At 72.4% G+C, this 18,347-nt stretch carries 20 protein-coding genes; 16 read left to right on the top strand and 4 right to left on the bottom strand.

The window, feature by feature from the left end:
* The first annotated feature begins 103 nt into the window (after positions 1 to 103).
* The 13 genes from DB32_RS13625 to DB32_RS13565 all read left to right on the top strand — a co-directional run bounded on the left by DB32_RS13625 (position 104) and on the right by DB32_RS13565 (position 12,716).
* Positions 104 to 1,363 (top strand): hypothetical protein, encoded by a 1,260-nt coding sequence (locus DB32_RS13625; protein ID WP_157069022.1) that lies wholly within the window; start codon positions 104 to 106, stop codon positions 1,361 to 1,363.
* On the top strand, positions 1,363 to 1,716 hold the full coding sequence (locus DB32_RS13620) for a hypothetical protein (protein WP_053232894.1): 354 nt from the start codon (positions 1,363 to 1,365) through the stop codon (positions 1,714 to 1,716). Before DB32_RS13625 ends, DB32_RS13620 begins: the two co-directional genes overlap by 1 nt.
* Positions 1,717 to 2,055: 339 nt before the next feature.
* Positions 2,056 to 3,546, top strand: coding sequence for a porin (locus tag DB32_RS13615; protein WP_157069021.1), 1,491 nt, complete (start codon positions 2,056 to 2,058; stop codon positions 3,544 to 3,546).
* The gene (locus tag DB32_RS13610; RefSeq protein ID WP_053232892.1) at positions 3,543 to 4,514 is read left to right on the top strand and encodes a YfaP family protein; all 972 of its coding nucleotides are present in this window, start codon (positions 3,543 to 3,545) and stop codon (positions 4,512 to 4,514) included. Before DB32_RS13615 ends, DB32_RS13610 begins: the two co-directional genes overlap by 4 nt.
* Positions 4,515 to 4,541: 27 nt before the next feature.
* Entirely contained in the window at positions 4,542 to 5,246 is a 705-nt protein-coding gene (locus tag DB32_RS13605; protein WP_053232891.1) for a MotA/TolQ/ExbB proton channel family protein, read from the top strand.
* A 3-nt stretch (positions 5,247 to 5,249) separates the two neighbouring features.
* Positions 5,250 to 5,675: an ExbD/TolR family protein gene (locus DB32_RS13600; RefSeq protein WP_083457364.1), complete on the top strand. Its 426-nt coding sequence runs from the start codon at positions 5,250 to 5,252 to the stop codon at positions 5,673 to 5,675.
* Positions 5,676 to 5,734: 59 nt separating this feature from the next.
* Positions 5,735 to 6,487 (top strand): energy transducer TonB, encoded by a 753-nt coding sequence (locus DB32_RS13595; protein ID WP_053232889.1) that lies wholly within the window; start codon positions 5,735 to 5,737, stop codon positions 6,485 to 6,487.
* A 110-nt stretch (positions 6,488 to 6,597) separates the two neighbouring features.
* Positions 6,598 to 9,249 (top strand): TonB family protein, encoded by a 2,652-nt coding sequence (locus DB32_RS13590; protein ID WP_053232888.1) that lies wholly within the window; start codon positions 6,598 to 6,600, stop codon positions 9,247 to 9,249.
* The gene (locus DB32_RS13585; RefSeq protein WP_053232887.1) at positions 9,237 to 10,277 is read left to right on the top strand and encodes a hypothetical protein; all 1,041 of its coding nucleotides are present in this window, start codon (positions 9,237 to 9,239) and stop codon (positions 10,275 to 10,277) included. Before DB32_RS13590 ends, DB32_RS13585 begins: the two co-directional genes overlap by 13 nt.
* A gap of 87 nt (positions 10,278 to 10,364) precedes the next feature.
* Positions 10,365 to 11,438, top strand: a complete 1,074-nt coding sequence (locus DB32_RS13580; RefSeq protein WP_053232886.1) for a TauD/TfdA family dioxygenase — start codon at positions 10,365 to 10,367, stop codon at positions 11,436 to 11,438.
* On the top strand, positions 11,435 to 11,854 hold the full coding sequence (locus DB32_RS13575) for a hypothetical protein (protein ID WP_053232885.1): 420 nt from the start codon (positions 11,435 to 11,437) through the stop codon (positions 11,852 to 11,854). Before DB32_RS13580 ends, DB32_RS13575 begins: the two co-directional genes overlap by 4 nt.
* A gap of 56 nt (positions 11,855 to 11,910) precedes the next feature.
* Positions 11,911 to 12,108 carry a hypothetical protein gene (locus DB32_RS49060; RefSeq protein ID WP_053232884.1) on the top strand — a complete coding sequence of 66 codons (198 nt, stop codon included), beginning with the start codon at positions 11,911 to 11,913 and terminating at the stop codon, positions 12,106 to 12,108.
* Positions 12,105 to 12,716, top strand: coding sequence for a helix-turn-helix domain-containing protein (locus tag DB32_RS13565; protein WP_053238798.1), 612 nt, complete (start codon positions 12,105 to 12,107; stop codon positions 12,714 to 12,716). The genes DB32_RS49060 and DB32_RS13565 overlap by 4 nt, the downstream gene beginning before the upstream one ends.
* A gap of 58 nt (positions 12,717 to 12,774) precedes the next feature.
* Here DB32_RS13565 and DB32_RS13560 read toward each other — a convergent pair whose 3' ends face one another.
* Complete coding sequence (locus DB32_RS13560; protein ID WP_420820940.1) at positions 12,775 to 13,164, bottom strand: hypothetical protein; 390 nt, start codon at positions 13,162 to 13,164, stop codon at positions 12,775 to 12,777.
* Between the two features lie 251 nt (positions 13,165 to 13,415).
* Here DB32_RS13560 and DB32_RS13555 point away from each other — a divergent pair, with 251 nt between their 5' ends.
* Positions 13,416 to 13,706, top strand: a complete 291-nt coding sequence (locus DB32_RS13555) for a DUF2325 domain-containing protein (protein WP_053232883.1) — start codon at positions 13,416 to 13,418, stop codon at positions 13,704 to 13,706.
* A 46-nt stretch (positions 13,707 to 13,752) separates the two neighbouring features.
* Here DB32_RS13555 and DB32_RS13550 read toward each other — a convergent pair whose 3' ends face one another.
* Complete coding sequence (locus DB32_RS13550) at positions 13,753 to 14,637, bottom strand: hypothetical protein (RefSeq protein WP_157069020.1); 885 nt, start codon at positions 14,635 to 14,637, stop codon at positions 13,753 to 13,755.
* Positions 14,638 to 15,162: 525 nt separating this feature from the next.
* Between DB32_RS13550 and DB32_RS13545 the strand changes: the two genes are divergently transcribed.
* The gene (locus DB32_RS13545; protein WP_157069019.1) at positions 15,163 to 16,515 is read left to right on the top strand and encodes a porin; all 1,353 of its coding nucleotides are present in this window, start codon (positions 15,163 to 15,165) and stop codon (positions 16,513 to 16,515) included.
* On the opposite strand, the gene DB32_RS13540 is transcribed toward DB32_RS13545, so the two are convergent.
* Positions 16,516 to 17,346, bottom strand: coding sequence for a hypothetical protein (locus tag DB32_RS13540; protein WP_157069018.1), 831 nt, complete (start codon positions 17,344 to 17,346; stop codon positions 16,516 to 16,518).
* Positions 17,347 to 17,391: 45 nt separating this feature from the next.
* Between DB32_RS13540 and DB32_RS13535 the strand changes: the two genes are divergently transcribed.
* Entirely contained in the window at positions 17,392 to 17,898 is a 507-nt protein-coding gene (locus DB32_RS13535) for a hypothetical protein (protein ID WP_053232880.1), read from the top strand.
* Positions 17,899 to 17,924: 26 nt separating this feature from the next.
* Here the strand turns inward: DB32_RS13535 and DB32_RS13530 are convergent, their stop codons facing one another.
* Positions 17,925 to 18,332, bottom strand: coding sequence for a hypothetical protein (locus DB32_RS13530; protein WP_053232879.1), 408 nt, complete (start codon positions 18,330 to 18,332; stop codon positions 17,925 to 17,927).
* Positions 18,333 to 18,347 lie beyond the last annotated feature (15 nt).

The raw sequence follows: 18,347 nt of genomic DNA, 5'->3' as shown, positions 1-18,347 counted from the left end.
CGATGCTCGGCACTGGCTGGAGCATCGGATTTCGCGGGATCAGCACCTGAATCGGACTGGCACTCTGCGTGCTCAGCGGGCGGCGGCCCCACGAGGAGCACGAATGAAGAGCCGAGTCCCGATTCGCTTGCTGATTCCCGCGCTGCTCGCGCTCGCCGCGCCACTGCTCGCGGTGTCGCGCGCCGACGCACAGGAGAACTGTCGAGACCTGCCCAACGCCGTGATCGGCGCGGGCGGCAGCGCTTCGGTGCCGCTGCTCGCGAGGGTCGGCGCGGCGCTCCGCAGCGTCTCGAATCCCGCGGTGACGGTCGTCTATCAGTCGCCCGGCGCGTGCTTCGGAATCACGCCGTACGTCGACGGCACGACGATCACCGGCACCGCGAGCTACTGGGATCCGCCGCCCGCCGGCAGCCCCGCGGGCACGCCTCCGGTGCAGCGCACGTGCAACCTCCCGCTGACCGGCGTGGTGCCCGACTTCGGCATGATGGGCACCGCGGGCACGCTCTGCGAAGGCGTCACCGAGATCCCCGCGGGCATCGGTGATTTCGCGGGCCCGATCACGTCGTGGAGCCTGATCGTCCCGCAGACGTCGCCGCAGACGGTGATCGCGGCCGAGGCCGCGTATCTGCTCTACGGCTTCGGGCCCGCCGAGGCGCAGGTCTCGCCGTGGACGGACCCCGCGCATTTCTGGGGCCGCAACCCGACGTCGGCGGCGCTCATCGCGATCGCGCTCGCGATCGGCGTGCCGCCCGAGCGAGTGGGCTCGTGGTTCTCGGGCGACCGCGCCTCGTGGGACGTGCGCACGAACCAGGCGATGATCCAGCGCGTCTACGAGAGCGGTCAGGTGTCGGCCGCTGCGACGCTCGGCTTCGTCAGCACCGAGGTCGCCGACAACGCGCGCGATCAGGTGCGCACGCTCGCCTATCAGCACTACGACCAGTCGTGCGGCTATCTGCCGGACTCGACGTCGACGCGCTTCGACAAGCGCAACGTGCGCGACGGACACTATTTCCTGTGGTCGTCCTATCACTTCTACGCGCCGGTCGACGCAGCAGGGCAGATCACGAATCCGCGCACTCGCACGCTGGTGGGCTATTTCACCGGCGCGGTCGACACGCCCGACGAGCTCCCGCTGCTCGAGATCACCGCGCAGAACGGGAACATCCCCGAGTGTGCGATGCAGGTGTGGCGCGACACCGACATGGGCCCTCTCTACAGCTATCTGCCGACCGCGCCGTGTGGCTGCTATTACGAAGAGGTCGCGACCGGCACGGCGCCCGCGTCGTGCACCGCGTGCGACGAGGCCAGTGACTGCACCGCGCCCGGCTCGGTGTGCCGCTTCGGCTATTGCGAGGTGCGGTGATGCGTACGACGACGATCGTCACCCTCCTCGCGCTGCTCGCGCTGGGATGCGAGCGCGAGAATCCCGCGCCGCCCGACGCCGGTGGTCGACGCGATGCCCAGGTCGACTCCGGCGATCTCGACGGCGGGCCCGATCCCGAGCCCACCGACGCGCAGGTCGACGCGCAGCTGCCCGATCGCGAGCTCCCCGACGGCGGCGAGTGCACCAGTCGGCCCGACTGCTGGTCGTGTCTCCCGACCGAGCCCGAGCACTTCCTCAATGGATGCACCGACTCGACGTGCATCGAGTTCCCGGTCACCCAGGCGCGCCTTCCGCGTCTGCGCGCCGACGGAACGGTCCCGCCGCTCGATTGAGCGACTCGCGATCGAATCGAGGCCCCGAGCGTCCTTGTGATGCTCGGGGCCTCTCGCGTTTCACGGCTCCGTGATGCGCTCCCAGCGCGGAGCACGGCCTGTCGGATCCCACGGCCGCGATCCAGCACGGGCCACGGCGCCCGTGATCGGATCGGGCCGGATCGGAGGATTTTCACGCGTCCCGATGCGCTTTCGCGGGATGGCATCGAGCGTGCTCACGGGGTCGCGCCGCGTCGAAGGACGCAATCGCCGACTCGACCCCATCGATCCGGAGCCCGCTTGTCCATCGTTCCGCGATTCCGTCGCTCGCTCGCGCAGACTCTGGCGCTCGCTGCGCTCGTGGGGGCACCCGCGAGACCAGCGCACGCGCAGTCCGCGACCATCGAGATCGAAGAGGACGATCAGGAGATCGTCGTCCCCGCGTCGTCCCCGCCTCCCGCTGCTGCTGCCGAGACGCCGCCTCCTGCCGAGCCGAGCGAGGTCGAGCAACTGCGCGCCGAGCTCGCGGCGCTGCGCGAGCGACTCGACACGATCGACGCCGAACGTACGCGCGAAGCGGCCGCGCCCCCCGAAGCGGTCGTTGCGCCGGCGGAGCCCGTCGCGCCCGACAGCCCGAGCCTCGGCGTGCCCGCGCAATTGCAGCGCTGGGGCTTCTCGCTCAGCGGCTACGTCCAGGCCCAGTACGAGTGGAGCGATCTCAGCGAGGACCAGCTGCTCCAGGGCGGCGTGGTGCTCAATCGCAATCGATTCTCCATTCGCCGCGGGCGAATCCGGCTCGCAGGAGAGTGGGAGCACGTCGCGTTCGAGATCGAGCTCGATGGGAGCACGACGCGCGGGCCCTTCTTCGGACTGCGACGCACGACGGTGTCGGCGCTGCTCCGCAGTCCGGATTCCGGACTGCCACCCTTCGTCGAGCTCTCCGCCGGTCTGACCGAGATCCCGTTCGGTCACGAGGTGCGGCAGAGCCAGCGCGACTGGCTCTTCATGGAGCGCTCGCTCGGCTCGCTCGCGTTCTTCCGCGGTCCGCTCGATCTCGGGGTGCGCGCGCAGGGCGGCGTCGGCGTGCTCCGTTACGACGTCGCGGTGATGGGCGGCACGCCGCTCGACGACCGCGCTGGACAGGGTTTCGCGGTGGATCCCACCTCGGTGCCCGACGTCGTCGGTCGCGTCGGAGTCGAGACCGTGAACGAGCGCGACTTCGAGCTCGCGGGCGGTGTCTCGTTCCTCTGGGGCACCGGCTTCCACCCCGGACAGGACGCGGTGAAGGGTCGCCTCGAGTGGCGTGATCTGAACGAGAGCGGGACCCTCGACACCGGCGAGATCGTCGCGATCCCGGGCCGCGCCGCGACTCCGTCGCTCACGTTCGAGCGCTGGGGCGTGAACCTCGACGCGCACGCCGGCGTGCGGACCCCGATCGGTTGGACGCGGCTCTTCGTCGAGGCGACGCTCGCGAGCAACCTCGATCGCTCGATGTTCGTCGCGGACCCGATCGAGACCGGGTTCGACGTGCGGCACCTCTCCGCGTACGCCGCGCTCACCCAAGAGATCTTCGACTGGGGCCTGCTCGGGCTCCGATACGACTACTACGATCCGAATTCGGATCTGGTCGATCAGCGGCGTGGTCTGTCGGTCCCCGCGGACGCCTCGATCCACACGTTCTCTCCGCTCGTCGGAGTGCGCCTCCCGCCCGAGGTCGCGCCGGGGTTCGCAGGCCGTCTGGTGTTCCAGTACGACGCGATCCTCGACGCGCTCGGACGCGACGCGCGCGGCGTCCCCGCGGATCTGCGAAACGACCAATTCACGGTGCGCGTGCAGGGAGAATTCCGATGAGCGCGGCAGTGCGGACTGCCACGCTGATTGGCATTCTCGCGCTCGCCGCGTGCACCGGCGAGGTGAGCCCGGTCGGTGTCGAAGAGCCGATCGTCGTGCACGGCGCAGCGCTGCGCCGCGGCGAGGAGCTGCCCGGCGCCGCCGAGCTCGAAGAGGGCCCGCGGGTCACCGCGATCGAGACGACCGGCGGCATCTGGGCACAGGGTCAGCTCGACCGCACGCTGCAAGGCCGCGCCACCGAGGAGACGTGGGCAATCGGCGTCGAGATCGACGGGCTCGGAAGCGGGTACTGGAGCCTGCCGGTGGGCGCGCTCGACCCCGCGTTCCCCGGCGAGCGCGTGTGGGCGGTGGAGCTCGACGTGAGCGGTGGTCTGCCGCCCGGTCTCCACACGCTGCGCGTCGTCGCGATCGACGAAGAGGGTCGCGGCGGCGCGTGGAGCGAGCTCGACGTCTGCGTCACCGACCCGCGCGTCGCCGACAACTTCAACGCGTGTGATCCGACGCTTCCGCCGCCCGCCGCGGTCATCGCGGTGACGTGGGACGAGGACGTCGATCTCGATCTCGCCATCGTCACGCCCGACGGAAAGACCGTCGACGCGCGTCACCCCACCACCGCGCTGCCCGACGACGCGGGGCGCATCCCGCCCGAGGCGCTGCGCGATCCGACCGTCGGGCGGCTCGACGGCGACTCGCTCGCGGCGTGCGAGCCCGATGGTCGCAACAGCGAGAGCCTCACGTTCCAGGAGCCGCCGCCCGGCGGCGGCACGTACCTCGTGTACGTGAACCTGTTCGACGCGTGCGCGCACGCGAGCGTGCGATTCGCGGTGACGACCTACGCGCGCGAGCAGACCGGAGAAGGCGAGTTCCGACTCGTCCGGACGAGCCAGACGACTGGCGCGCTGATGTCGATGGCGGCGAACGGCGGAGCGGGCAGTCCGCTCTACGTCACGGCCGTCGAGATTCCTTGATTCCGCAGAAATCGAGAGACGTACCCCATGGACATCGTCGAATCCCTCCTCCGCGTCGCGCTGCTCGGCTCGAGCTGGGTGCTCTGGCTGCTGCTCGCGCTCTCCGTCGTGTCGTTCGCCGCGATGGCGGAGCGCTGGGTGTTCTTCCGGCGCAACCGCGCAGGCGGCGAAGCGCTCCGTCGCTCGCTCTCGAAGGCGCTGCACGAGGACGACGAAGACGCGCTCTCGAAGGCGCTGATCTCGAATCCGTCGGTCGAGGCCGACGTGCTACGCGCAGCGCTCGAGTGGCGTCGCGGTGGGCCCGAGGCGTTCTCCGACGCGGTCGAGAGCGAGATCGGCCGCGCACGCGCGCAGCTCGAGCGCAGCATGACGCTGCTCGGCACGCTCGGGAACAACGCGCCGTTCATCGGTCTCTTCGGCACGGTGCTCGGCGTCATCGAGGCGTTCCATCACCTCTCGGACGGCTCCGGCGAAGCCGCGATGGGCAACGTCATGAGCGGCATCGCGGAGGCGCTCGTCGCGACGGGCGTCGGCATCTTCGTCGCGATCCCCGCGGTCGTCGCCTACAACGTCGCGCAGAAGAAGATCGCCGACGTCGAGAACGACGTGCAGGCGCTCGCGAAGCTGGTGAGCGCGTGGCTGCGCGCGGGCGGCGAGCCACACGCGCGTCGCGCGCCGGCGCGCGTGCGCGAGGACGTTCGTGGCGAGCTCGCGCTCGCGGAGGCCGAGTGAGCCATGGCCGCGACGACGTCGAGCGGAGGTCGTGGGCGCAGGGGTGGCGGGATGATCGTCGGCATCAACGTGACGCCGATGGTCGACGTCGTGCTCGTGCTGCTCGTCATCATGATGGTCTCGGCGACCTACATCGTGTCGCAGAGCATGCGCGTCGATCTGCCGAACACCGCGACCTCCGACGGGAGCGCGGCGTCGCTCGCGGCGGTGAGCATCGCCGCGGACGGTGCGCTGCAATTCAACGGTGAGCCCGTCGACGAGGCCGCGCTGATCGCAGGTCTTCGCGATGCGCGTCGTCGCGATCCCGAGCTGACGTTGATCGTGAGCGCGGATCGCGCGGCGCAGCACGGCGCGGTCGTGCACGTCCTCGACGTCGCGCGGACCGAGCGGATCACCAGCTTCGCAGTGCAGGTCGAGCGGAGCGAGTGACTCGACTGACACGCTGACTGGCAACCTGACTCCCACACTCCACGCGGCGCACATCCACCGTGGCGAAGAATCGCATCGTCCTGCTCTACGTCGGCAGCCTGCTCGCGCACGGCGTGCTCGCGGCCGCGGTCTCCGCGATCGAGCCTCCGGCGCGCGTGGAGACCGTGCGCATCACGATGCGCGAGGCGCCTCCTCCGCCGCCCGAGCCCGTCGAGCCGCCGCCTCCGCCGCCCGAGCCCGAGGCGCCCCCGCCGCCGCCGCCCGAGGCTGCGCCCGAGCCGGCGCCTCCGCCGCGCCCGCGCGCCGAGCCGCCGCCCGAGGCTGCACCGCCTCCGCCGCCGATGCCCGCGGCCGCGCCGCTCGACTTCGGCGTCGCGATGCAGGGCGGCGTGGGGCTCGGTGGCGTCGCGGTGCCCGTCGGCGACGTGCACGCGAGCCCGACCGCGCCCCGCGAGGCGGTCACCCGCACCGCGAGCGCGCGCGCGCTCGAGGCGCCGCAGGAAGCGCGCGCGCCGCGCGCCGCGAGCGAGGACGCGTGCGCCGAGGACGCGACGAGGCCGCGCCCGGTCTCGATGCCGCAGCCGGCCTACACCGACGAGGCGCGCAGCGCGCAGATCGAAGGCCGCGTGCGCGTGCGCATCGAGGTCGACGCGACCGGCGCGGTCACGAGCGTCGAGGTCGTCGAGGGCCTCGGCCACGGCCTCGACGAGGCGGCGACCGCAGCGGTGCGCGACGCGCGCTTCGAGCCCGCGATGCGCTGCGGCGAGGCGACGACCGCGACGTTCACGATCTCGGTGCGGTTCACGTTGTGAGCACGGCATCCACGACCAGCGCGCTGATCACGGCCGCTCCACCGCTCGTCCCTCTGACTCTCCTCCTGGTCCACCTCGCCGTGCGACGACAGAGATATTCGCCACGCGTCGTGATCGCGCTGTTCGTCGCGACGCTGATCGCCGCCGCCCTCGCTCCGCTCACCGCCCACGCGCAGGAGCGACCCGCCGGGCCGCAGCTGACGCGCGCGCCCGAGCTCGTGCAGTTCGTCGAGGCGGAGTATCCGCCCGAGGCGCGCGAGACCGGCATCGAGGCGACGGTCGTGCTGCAGATCACGATCGACGCGACCGGCGCCGTCACCGAGGCCGTGGTGATCGAGAGCGCCGGCGACGCGTTCGACGCCGCGGCGATCACGGCAGCGCGTCAGTTCCGATTCACACCCGCCGAGGTCGACGGCGTGCCCGCCGCGATTCGCATCTCGTACGCATATCGGTTCACGCTCGAAGAAGAAACGCCACCGCCGCCCACGACTGGCACGCTGACTGGCATCGTCCGCGACCGTCGCAGTCGCGCGCCGATCGCCGGAGTGACCATCACGATCGAGAACGGCGCCTCGTCGGTCACCGACGCCGAAGGACGATTCGCGCTCTCCGATCTCGCGCCCGGCGTCGTCGTGCTCTCGCTCTCGGGCGAGCGCCTCACCGCGCTGCGCACCGAGGAGACGATCGCCGCGGGCGAGCGCCTCGAGGTCGCGTACGACGTCACGCTCCGCGATCCCGAGGACGAGCAGAGCGAAGCCGACGCGGACGATCTCGAGATCGTCGTCGTCGCGCCCGCGCTGCGTCGCGAGGTCGTCTCCACGCGCGTCGAGGCCGAAGAGGCGCGCCGCGTCCCCGGCACCGGCGGTGACGTGCTGCGCGTCGTCGAGAGCCTGCCCGGCGTCGCGCGCTCGTCCGTCGGCACCGGCCAGCTCGTCGTGTGGGGCGCGTCGCCCGAGGACACCCGCGTCTACGTCGACGGAGTGCGCATCCCGCGCCTCTATCACGAGGGCGGACTGCGCTCGGTGATCGCGTCCGATCTCGTCGAGTCGCTCGATCTCGTGCCCGGCGGGTACGGCGCCGCGTACGGCCGCGGCCTCGGCGGCATCGTCACGGTCCGCACGCTCACGCCGATGGGCGACGGTCTCCACGGCACCGTCTCCGCCGATCTCTACGACGTGTCCACGACACTGCGCGGCTCGGCCGGTGATCGCTGGCGCGCCGCGGGCGCTGCACGCGTGAGCTGGCTGCACCTCTTCGTCGAGGCCACGCAGGGCGATCTCGGCGACTACGTCGCGGTGCCGCGCTACTGGGACACCCAGCTGCGCGCCGCGCACCAGGTGCGGCCCGGCGAGACCATCGAGCTCGTGCACATGCTCGGCGGCGATCGCATCTCGCGCGGCGTGCCGAGCAGCGATCCCGCGCTCGTCACGTCGGAGTCGCGCGAGCTCGACTTCCAGCGCCTCTACGCGCGCTGGGATCGCGAGGGCGGCGACGGCAGCCGCAGCACGATCGTGCCCTGGGTCGGTTGGGATCGGAGCCTGCGCGCGAGCCGCTTCGGCGACGTGACGACGTCGGTCGCGAGCGAGACGTGGCTCCTCGGCCTGCGCGCGAGCCATCGCGTGCGCGCATTCGATCAGCCGGGCTTCGGGCTCGACGTCGAGATCGGTGTCGACGCCGAGGTCGACGTCGTCGGGCTCTCGCGACAGGGCTCGATCGGCCTGCCGGCGCGCGAAGGCGACGTGCGCGTGTTCGGCCAGCCTCCGCCCGATCGCATCGCGTCGGACGCGTGGGAGGTCGTGCAGGTCGGCGCGGCACCGTACGTCGAGGGCGACCTCGCGTTCTTCGACGGCGCGCTGCACGTCGTGCCCGGGCTGCGCATCGATCCCTACGCACGCACCGTCAGCCGTCGCTCGCCGCGCGAGGGCGACGCTCCCGACATCGGGCTCGCGCTGCAGGACTTCCGCGCCGAGCCGCGCCTCGCGCTGCGCTGGGACCCTTACCCGTTCCTCGGATTCCGTGCCGCGGGCGGCCTCTATCATCAGTCCGCGGTCCCCGAGGATCTGAGCGCGACGTTCGGCAATCCCACGTTGCCAGTCGGGCAGTCGTGGCACGTGCTCGCGGGCACGACGGTGCGCCCGACTCCGACGCTCGGCATCGAGGTCACCGGGTTCGCGTCGTTCTCGGAAGGGCTCGCGGTGCGCAGCCAGGACGAGTCGCCGCTGCGCGCGCAGGCGCTCGTCGCCGAGGGCTGGGGCCGCGCGTACGGCGTGCAGACGCTCGTGCGACTCGAGGAGACCGAGGGCTTCTCGGGATGGGTCGCGTACACGCTGATGCGCTCGGAGCGGCAGGACGCAGCGGGCCAGCCATGGCGTCTGTTCGACTACGATCAGACTCACGTGCTGACTGCCCTGCTCTCCTGGACGCCGGGCGGCGGTTTCGAGGTCGGCGCGCGATTCCGATACTCCACGGGATTCCCGCGCACGCCCGTCGTGGACGCGTTCTACGACGCGGGGCGCGATCGCTGGCAGCCGCTCTTCGGCGAGCGCAGCAGCGTCCGACTGCCGGAATTCGTGCAGCTCGATGTGCGCGTGGGCCAGCGCATCGAGCTCGGAGACACGCGCCTCGAGCTCTGGCTCGAGGTGCAGAACGTCACGAACCAGGCGAACGCCGAGGAATTCGTGTTCTCCCCCGACTACACCCGCCGCGACACGATCCGCGGACTGCCGATCCTGCCGGTGTTGGGACTGCGATGGACGTTCTGAAGACGACTGGCATCCTGATTGGCATCCTCGCGAGCGCGTGTGTGCCCGACGTGGACGTCGACGAGTCGATCCTCGCGGCGCCTCGCCTGCTCGCCGTGCGCGCCGAGCCCGCGGAGGCCGCCCCCGGCGACACGGTGCGCTTCGTCGGGCTCTACGCCGACGCGTCGGGTGCGATCGACGAGGCCCCGCTCGACTGGGCGTTCTGCGTCGCACGCAAGCCGCTCGCCGAGCTCGGTCCGGTCGCGCAGGCGTGCCTCGAGCTCGAGAACGACGTGCTCGTCCCGATCGGCACCGGCCTCGACGTGAGCGGCGCGATCCCGCGCGACGCGTGCGGTCTCTTCGGCCCGGAGCCTCCGCCCTCCGAGGGCGGAGAGCCCGCCGGCCGCCCCGTCGATCCCGACGTCACCGGCGGATACGCGCAGCCGCTGCGCGTCTTCGACGCCACCGAGGGCTCGACGTCGCTCGTCGAGACGCGCCTCGCGTGCGGCCTCTTCGGCGCGACGCAGCAGCAATCGGTCGAGTACACGCAGCGCTATCGACGCAACGTCGCGCCCGCGATCCAGGCGCTCGAGATCACGCGCGCGGACGGCACCACCGAGACGCTCGGCGACGCGCCGATCGCGGTGCGCGCGAGCGAGGTCGTCACCGTGCGCGTGCGCTGGCCCGACTGCCCGCTCGAGGACGCGTGCGGCGACGGCCTCTGCGGCATCGACGAGACGCGCACGCTCTGCGCCGACGACTGCACCACGATCACCGGGAGCTGCGGCGGCGCCGAGCGATACCTGCGCTTCGACCTCGCGACGCGCACGCTCGTCCCGGAGCGCGAGTCGATCCGCGTCGCGTGGTACGTGAGCGGCGGCACCCTCGAGTCCGAGCGCACCGGCGTCGCCGACGACGACACGACGACGAGCAGCGAGAACGTGCTCGCGCTGCCCCACGCGCCCGGCGAGCTCGCGCTCGTGGTCGTGCTGCGCGACGCGCGCGGCGGCGCCGCGTGGTCCCAGGCGCGGCTCCGCGTCGAGCCGTGATCGCTGCGCGTCGGCCGTGACCCGCCACGGGAGAGATCGCGATTCGCGCGTATTCTCCGCGGCACGAGCGTTGCGAAAGCCACGCGCATGAGCCTCTCGAAGCCGCGTGTCGTCTCGCACGATCGGTTCGCGCGCATCGTGTTCGGCGACGGCCGTCACGCCGACTTCCACTGGATCTGGCTGCGCCACGAGTGCGCGCTCGATCGTCATCCCAGCACCGGCGAGCGCACGCTCTGCAGCTCCCGCATCGCGCCCGATCTCCGCGCGCACTACGCGTGGATCGACGGCGACGCGCTCCACGTCCGCTGGGCCGGCGAGCGCGCCGATCGCGCCGCGAGCCGCTATCCGCTCGGCTGGCTGCGCGAGCACGCGTACGCGCCCGATCGCGACGACGTCGAGCCCGCGCGCACCCTCGCCGAGCTCGAGACGACGCTCGCCTCCGACGAAGCGCTCCTGCCGCCCGACTGGCCCGAGCGCCTCGCGCGCGACGGCGCGCTGATCGCGCGTCACCCCACCGGCATCACCGGCCCCGAGCACACCGAGCGCCTGATCGATCAGATCGCGGCCGAGGGCCTCGCCGTCATCACGACCCACTTCGGTCGCATCGAGGATCTGCGCACCGACAACACGACGAACCAGAACACCGATCAGCTCGGCTACACCGACGCGCCGATCGACCTGCACACCGATCAGCCGTTCCTCGACGCGCCGCCGCGCTACCAGCTGCTGCACGCGATCCGTCCTGCCGACGAAGGCGGCGAGAGCCTCGTGTCCGACGCGCATCGCGCCGCGCGCTGGCTCGCGCAGCACGACGTCGAGACCTACCGCGTGCTCACGACGACCCCCGTGCGCTTCCACCGGAAGCAGAAGGCGTTCGAGCGCCTCTTCACGGGCCCCATCCTCGACGCGCGGAGCGATCGGTTCCAGGTGCGCCTGTCGCCGTTCACGATGGCGCCGCATCGCCTGCCCTTCGCCGAGATGGACGCGTGGTACCGCGCGTACGCGCGGTTCGTGCGGCTCGTCGAGGAGAGCGCGGTGCGGACCACGCTGCGCGCCGGCGACGTCCTTCTCTACGACAACCATCGCATGCTGCACGCGCGCACCGGGTTCCGCGGCGCGCGCTGGGTGCGCGGCGTCTACTTCGATCGAGGTGCGCGATGAACACCCTCGAGGACGCGTTCTGGTCGGCGCGCGCGTCCGCGCTCGCGGCGCAGTCGCACGGTCGCGCTGCGATCGTGGTGAAGCGTGGGAAGCGTCTCGCGGAGGCGGTCACGTCGAGCGCACGCCAGGCGGCGATCCACCTCGCGATCCTCGACGCCGGCGCCGCGGCGCGCGGCGCGACGGTGTACCTCGCGCAAGCGCCGACGCGCGATGCGCTCGAGCTCGCGAGCCGCGCGCGCGTCCAGCGCATCGTCGTCCCCGCGGGGGCCGAGATCGCGCGCGAGCTCGAGGACGTCGCGAGCAGCGCGCGCGTGACCGTGACCCGCGCCGTGGCCGACCACGGATCGCCTTGGCCGGTCACGGACGCGACCATCGCGCGTCGCGGCGCGCGCGAGATCACCGCGAAAATGCGCTGACGATCACGATGGATCGCCACGTGCTGAAGCGGACGACGTAGCGCGAGGAGGCATCGATGCGTGCGGAGCAGAGCGCGAAGGTGGTCGACCTGGACGAGTTCCGGAAGCGTCGTTCGGAGCGCGAGAGCGCGAGCGCGAGCGAGGCGTCCGCGCGCTCCGCGGCGCGATTCGTGTGGATGGTGCCGTTCGCGCCGGTCGCTCCGATGGCGCCCATCGTGCCCGCGTGGGGCTACTGGCTGTGGCCGCGCGGGTGAGCGCGCCCTCGCCGGCGAGCGACGAGGACACGCCGGCCGCGTCTCCGGATCTCCTGCCCGTCGTCGGCGCGAACCTCCGCAAGCTGCGGACACGGCGTGGGCTCTCGCTCGAGCGCCTCGCGCGCAAGAGCGGCGTGAGCCGCGCGATGCTCTCGCAGATCGAGCTCGCGCAGAGCGCGCCGACGATCAACGTCGTGTGGCGCATCGCGAGCGCGCTCGGCGTTCCGTTCGGCGCGTTGCTGTCGAGCGGCGAGCCCCGAGGACCGCAGGTGCTGCGGGCGCGCGAGGCGAAGATCCTGACGAGCCACGACGGCGCGTTCCGATCGCGCGCGCTGTTCCCGTGGGGCGGGCGTCGCACGAGCGAGCTCTACGAGCTGCACCTGCGCGCGGGCGGCATCGAGCGCGCCGACGCGCACGCGCCGGGCACGATGGAGAACCTCGTCGTGAACCGCGGCCGCGTGGTGATCGGCGTCGGCAGCGAGCGTCATCGCCTCGAGCCCGGCGACGCGATCCAGTTCGTCGCGGACGTGCCGCACACCTACGAGAACGACGGCGACGACGACGCGGTGCTGTACCTCGTGATGACCTACGCGATCGAGAGCGACTGAAACGACACGAGGCCGGCCCGCTCGGCGGGTCGGCCTCGTCGCGTCGCGTCGCGATGCTTCAGCGCGTGCACATCAGCATGGGCATGCCGTTGCACGACATCATGCACGGCATCCCCATCGCCATCATGCCGTTCATCATCTCGCAGCACGCCTTCATCGCGTCCATCTGCGCGGCGTCCATCGGCATCATGCGACAGACCATGCCGTCCTTGGTCATCTCGCAGGTCATCCGGCACTGCATCATCGGCATCATCATGCCGGGCATCATCGGCATCATGCCGTTCGTCATCGGCATGCCCATCATCGGCATCATGCCGTTCATCATCGGCATCATGCCGTTCATCATCGGCATCATGCCGTTCATCACCGGCATGCCCATCATCGGCATGTTCGACATCGGCATGTTCGGCATCGACGCGGGCATCTGAGGCATCGGCATCGCGGGCATCATCATGGGCGCGGCTCCTTGGGGGTGGCGCGACCGGCGCGCCCACGGGCCCTGTGTGCCGCCCCCACGCGACGCGTTCAACGAGGTTCTCCCGAGCGCGCGCGCTTTCCTCCGCCACGACGGAAGCGTCGCTCGCCGCGACGGATGCGAGCGCCCGCGACCGGCCGCGGCTGCGCCGCGCAACCATCACGGAGCACGCGCGGATCTCCGCGAGATCGCGCTGGGCACGGCCATCGCACTGCGCTCGCGGCATGAGGCTCGCGCTCATCGGTGGGATCAGCCGCTCGGCGGACACGTATCGCAAGCTCGCGGGCGACATGGGGCACGCGCTCGAGGTGCACGACGGCGAGGTCGGCGGGCGCGGCTCGGTCGGGCTGCGCAGCGTCATCGCGCGCGCCGACGTGGTGCTCGTGCTCACCGACGTGAACAGCCACGGCGCGGTCGGCATCGCGCGACGCGAAGCGCGCGAGGCCGGCAAGCCCGCCGTCCTCCTCCGACGCTGCGGGCTCGCGCGCCTCCGCGCGCTCCTCGAGACGCTCTGATCGCGACGCGCGCTCGAGCGTCGAGCCCGAGCGCGCGTCGCGTCGATCAGAGCGCGATCGGCAGCGCGGTCTCGCTCGCGTCGTCGTGCTCTTCCTCGCGCGACGCGAGGCGCTCCGCGCGTGCGAGCCAACGCGTGTCGCACGAGCGCGCGACGTCCACCGCTCGCGCGAGCCACCCGAGCTGACGCGCCCTCGCCGCGTACGCCGCGAGGTGCTCGATCGCGCCCTCGTCGATCGTCGGTCGCGTCGCCTCCGCGAGCGTGCTGCCGATCGTCGCCCGCGCGTGCTCGACGCTCCAGCCGCGCCGCGCCGACACGTGGCTCCACACGTTCGCGTCGTCGGCGAGCATCGACGCCCGCAGCGCCGCCGCCAGCGCGCGCACCACGAGCGCGCCGTCGCTCGCGAGCGCCGACGCGCGCGCCGCGATCACGATCGGCCCGCGCGGGCTCGGCAGCCCCGAGCGCGCGTCGAACGTGACCCACGACGACACTCCGACGGGCACGAGCGCCGGGTCGTCCTCGGTCCACGCGAGGTCGACGCGATCCCGCGCGAGCGCGCCGAGCGCGCTGCTCCGACCGGGCTCGAGCTCGACGCGCTCGACCTCCTTCGCGCGCGCCCCGAGCGCGACGTGCAATGCGATCTCCGCGGCCACGCGCGACGAGCGCGCGCTCGCCGGCGGCACCGCGGCGCGCAGCCCGCGCCGCACCCACGCCTTGTCGGTGCGCCCGATCACCGCCGATCGCGCCGCGCCCGATCCGAGCGCCACGATGCGCAGCGGGTCACCGTCCGCGATGCGCGCGAGCGCGTCGTACGCATCGAACGCCACGAGCCCCGCGCGCGTGATCAGCGCGGGTGGCGCGAGCTCGAGCGCGCACACGCGCTCGACGCCGCTCGACCAAAGCGCTCGCACCGATGCCGCTCGTCCAGTCATCCGCGTCCTCCATCCACCTCGAACGGCGAGCGCGGATCGCCCGCCGCGCGTCGCTCGCGCGACGCGTGCCTCCACGTTCGGCGCGAGCTCGACGCACGCGCTCGATCGCGCGCATCGCTCGTCCGTCACGCGGCGGCCGACTGCACGTCCCGGACCGCGCGGTGAGTCCTTCGTTCTCTCGCGCATCTCGCGTGTCGGCGTGCTCGGCGCGGGCGAGACCCGTGCGCGATCACGGGCGACCGCGGCGTCGCGCCGTCGAGCCCATCGACCGGCGGCACCACGCGCCGGACACGGACATCCGCCGCCCAGCACGGCCGTGGCCTCGCAACCGTGATGGATCACGGCTTTCGCCGTGATCCATCACGGGCAACGGTGTGATCCGTGCCGGGGCATGGCTCGTCCCCGCGATGGAGCAAGGCGTCCCGTGGAATTCCACGGGACCGCCGTGGATGGCGCGACCCGTGCTCTGCGCGGGCCGCATGCTCGCTCGCCCGCCGTCGCTCCCCACGCGTGAAGACCGCTGACATGCGTACGCAATTCGCTCTTCTGCTCGCCTCGCTCGCGGCCGCTTCGCTCTCGTCGATCGCGCACGCGCAGGACGCGCTCCCAGCCGACGCGGACACCGAGACCACGACCTTCGACAGCGAGACGCGACCCGACGCCCCGGCCGACGAGCCCCCGCCCGCCGCGCCTGCGCCCGCCGCGAGCACCCCGCCTCCCGTCGCACCGGCCGCGCCGCCGCCCGTCGCGCCCGCGACGCCGTCGGTCGCCGTCACCGCCGAGCCCGGCCGCGGCCTCACCGTCTCGATGGGCGATGCCTTCTCCGGCTCGATCCGCGCGCGCCTCCAGGTGCGCGCGACGCTGCGCATCGACGACGATCAGGTCGACACCGGCATCGAGATCCGCACCGCGCGCCTGTGGTGGACCGGCCACGTGCTGCACCCCGACGTGCGCTACGGCCTGCAGCTCGCGCTCGGCGCCAACGACTTCGAGCCCGGCAACCCGAGTCCGATCTTCGACGCGTTCCTCGAGCTGCGCCAGCTGCGCGAGCTCAACGTGCGCATCGGTCAGTTCTTCGTGCCCTTCGATCGCGCGCGCACCATCCGCGAGTTCGCGCTGCAGACCGTCGATCGCACCGACGTCGTCCGCGAGCTCACGCTCGATCGCGACGTCGGCGTCGTGCTGCAGTCGACCGACTTCCTCGGCCTCGGCGGCGCGCTCTCGTACTTCCTCGGCGTGTTCGGCGGCGACGGTCGCAACCGGCTCGGCGCGACGCCCGACGCGGGCCTGCTCTACACCGCGCGCGTCTCGGTGCGCCCGTTCGGCGGCTTCGACGACGACAGCGAGGGCGACCTCGCGCGCAGCCCGAGTCCGCGTCTCGCGATCGGCGCCGGCTTCGGCTTCAACCACCGCAGCGATCGCCCGCGCTCCACGACGGGCGTGCCGTACCAGTTCGCGCGCTTCGACTACGCGCACCTCGCGGGCGATCTCGTCTTCAAGTGGGCGGGCGTCTCGCTGCTCGCGGAGATCGTCTGGCGCGAGTCGACGAGCGGCGACTTCGTCGAGCAGACCGACGCCGACGGCCAGGTCACGCGCGAGTACTCGCGCTCGGGCTGGGGCTACCTCGCGCAGGTCGGCGTGATGCTCCATCCGATGTTCGAGATCTGGTCGCGCTGGGAGCAGCTCGTCGCGCGCGAGGGCACCGACCCGGCGCTCGTCGCGCAAGCGAACGAGCGCGGCCACGGCCTCTCGGCAGGCGCGAACCTCTACCTGCACGGCCACCTGCTCAAGGTGCAGGCCGACTGGTCGCACTCGTTCGGCGACGACTTCCTCGTCGGCGCGCACGTCGTGCGCCTGCAGCTCGACGCGAGCTTCTGATCAGTCCACCAGCTCGGCGATCACGGCGTCGAACCGGAAGCCGAACGAGAGCCGACGGCACACCAGCGGGTCATCGGGGTGAGGCTCGAGGTCGGCGAAGCCGGAGAGCGCGGCGAGCGCATCCTCGCTCCCAACGCCACCGAAGCGGTTCGCCCACGCCGCGAGGTCCTCGATCGTCCAGCTCCCACCCAGCCAGCCCTCGCGCAGCGCCACGCCATCGGTCGCGAGCGCGACGTGCGTCACCTCCGCCCGCTCGATCGGCATCGCCGGCACCGCGACTCCGTCGACGGGCGTGAACGCCGGCACCACCGCGCTCAGGCGCTCGCGCCGCCGCTCGCACTCGCGCTCGACCGTGAAGGGCACCTCCGCGAGCACCTCGAGCGCGCGAAACGCCTGACCGACCCGCGGCCGATCACCGAGCGTCTCGATCGCGCCGCTCACTGGCTCACCACGCACGACGCGCAGCGTCGGCGTGCCCCCGTCCTCGCCCCACCGCACGTCGAAGAGCAGCACCATCCGCCCGCTCGTGACCAGCTCCGGCGCCGCGTCCTCGAGCGACCCCGAAGCGATGTCCTCGGCGATGCCGACCAGCAGGGCGGCGGCGTTGTCCGCGCCGCGCGGTCCGTCCGGCGTGAGCTCGACGCAGCTCGTGCCTCCGGAGCGGCCCGTGCTCGCCACGCCATCGACGTCGAGCCCCGGCGCCGCGCCGGTGGGCGCGTCGTCGATCGAGAGCGAGGTCACGAGGTACGCCACGTCGCGGCGCGGGACCTCGCAGGGCTCGGCGCAAGCGGTCACGAGCAGAGCGAGCAAGAGCGCGGAGGCTGGTCGCATCCGATTTCTTGCATCGGATCGCGCCCTCGGGCACTCGCTGGATCCATGACCGATCGTCGTGCGTCGCTGCTTGGGCTCGGTTGGGGTGAGATCCGCGCGCTCGCGCCGACGCGCGCTTCGAACGGCGCATCGCACGCGATCCTCGGGCGCAGCGAGCTGCACCGCACCAGCGCCGCGTGGTGGCCGCGCGGCGCGATCCACGAGATCACGGTGCGCCCCGAAGCCGAGGTCTGGGTCCACGTCGTCGCGGGCGAGCTCGCGCTCGAGCGCTGGTCGCGCGACGACGAAGGCGCGTGGCGCGACGAAGGCGCGCGCGCGATCGCGGGCCAGTCACTGCACCTCCGCGAAGGCGCGCTGCACCGCGTGACGGCCCATCGCGCATCGAGCGTGATCGTCGTGAGCTCCCCGCCCGACGCGATCGACGAGAGCGTCGATCGCCCGCTGCTCGCGATGCTCCGCCGCGCGCGCGACGTGCGCGCCGAGGTCGCGCCGGGCGACGCGACCGCGGTCGGCTGCGCCGCGCCCGAGCTCGACGGCGAGCCCGACGCGTGAGCCTGCGGTCACGCCCTCCGTCGCGATCACGGCTCGAACGCGAGCGTCACGATCAACATCGCACCGCCGGTCGTCTCGCTCCGTGCGCGCACGTAGCGGCGCGCGCCGACGACGGCGACCTCGTACTCCTCGAGCCCGCCGAGCCGCGCCCGGCGCCACTCGAGATCGCCCGGCACCGCGTCGCGCCGGCGCATCGCGAGCGACCACGGATCGGGCCCGTCGCGCTCCACCCACGCGCCGACCACGCCTTCTTCTCTGCGCACCGGCGCGAACGTCGCCTCCTCGAGCGCCGCGCGGCTCGGGAACGTCGTGTCCGCCGCCGCGACGCGGCGCGCCCAGCGCTCGAACGCGTCCATCTCCTCGGCGTGCTCGCGCGCGATCTCGACGGCGCGCTCCGCGTCGAGCTCGTCGCGCTCCCCCGTGCAGGAGAGCACGAGTGCTAGGCTCGC

Source organism: Sandaracinus amylolyticus, from assembly GCF_000737325.1.
Lineage (GTDB): Bacteria > Myxococcota_A > Polyangia > Polyangiales > Sandaracinaceae > Sandaracinus > Sandaracinus amylolyticus.
This window is presented reverse-complemented; position numbering and strand designations above follow the sequence as displayed.

Bases quoted from the DNA above. Each gene is read 5' to 3' on its own strand.
- DB32_RS13575 (WP_053232885.1), top strand. From the start codon at position 11,435: ATGAACACCCTCGAGGACGCGTTCTGGTCGGCGCGCGCGTCCGCGCTC.
- DB32_RS13620 (WP_053232894.1), top strand. From the start codon at position 1,363: ATGCGTACGACGACGATCGTCACCCTCCTCGCGCTGCTCGCGCTGGGA.
- DB32_RS13625 (WP_157069022.1), top strand. From the start codon at position 104: ATGAAGAGCCGAGTCCCGATTCGCTTGCTGATTCCCGCGCTGCTCGCG.
- DB32_RS49060 (WP_053232884.1), top strand. From the start codon at position 11,911: ATGCGTGCGGAGCAGAGCGCGAAGGTGGTCGACCTGGACGAGTTCCGG.
- DB32_RS13535 (WP_053232880.1), top strand. From the start codon at position 17,392: ATGACCGATCGTCGTGCGTCGCTGCTTGGGCTCGGTTGGGGTGAGATC.
- DB32_RS13540 (WP_157069018.1), bottom strand. From the start codon at position 17,346: ATGCGACCAGCCTCCGCGCTCTTGCTCGCTCTGCTCGTGACCGCTTGC.
- DB32_RS13605 (WP_053232891.1), top strand. From the start codon at position 4,542: ATGGACATCGTCGAATCCCTCCTCCGCGTCGCGCTGCTCGGCTCGAGC.
- DB32_RS13550 (WP_157069020.1), bottom strand. From the start codon at position 14,637: ATGACTGGACGAGCGGCATCGGTGCGAGCGCTTTGGTCGAGCGGCGTC.
- DB32_RS13545 (WP_157069019.1), top strand. From the start codon at position 15,163: ATGCGTACGCAATTCGCTCTTCTGCTCGCCTCGCTCGCGGCCGCTTCG.
- DB32_RS13580 (WP_053232886.1), top strand. From the start codon at position 10,365: ATGAGCCTCTCGAAGCCGCGTGTCGTCTCGCACGATCGGTTCGCGCGC.
- DB32_RS13555 (WP_053232883.1), top strand. From the start codon at position 13,416: ATGAGGCTCGCGCTCATCGGTGGGATCAGCCGCTCGGCGGACACGTAT.
- DB32_RS13585 (WP_053232887.1), top strand. From the start codon at position 9,237: ATGGACGTTCTGAAGACGACTGGCATCCTGATTGGCATCCTCGCGAGC.
- DB32_RS13560 (WP_420820940.1), bottom strand. From the start codon at position 13,164: ATGCCCGCGATGCCGATGCCTCAGATGCCCGCGTCGATGCCGAACATG.
- DB32_RS13610 (WP_053232892.1), top strand. From the start codon at position 3,543: ATGAGCGCGGCAGTGCGGACTGCCACGCTGATTGGCATTCTCGCGCTC.
- DB32_RS13600 (WP_083457364.1), top strand. From the start codon at position 5,250: ATGGCCGCGACGACGTCGAGCGGAGGTCGTGGGCGCAGGGGTGGCGGG.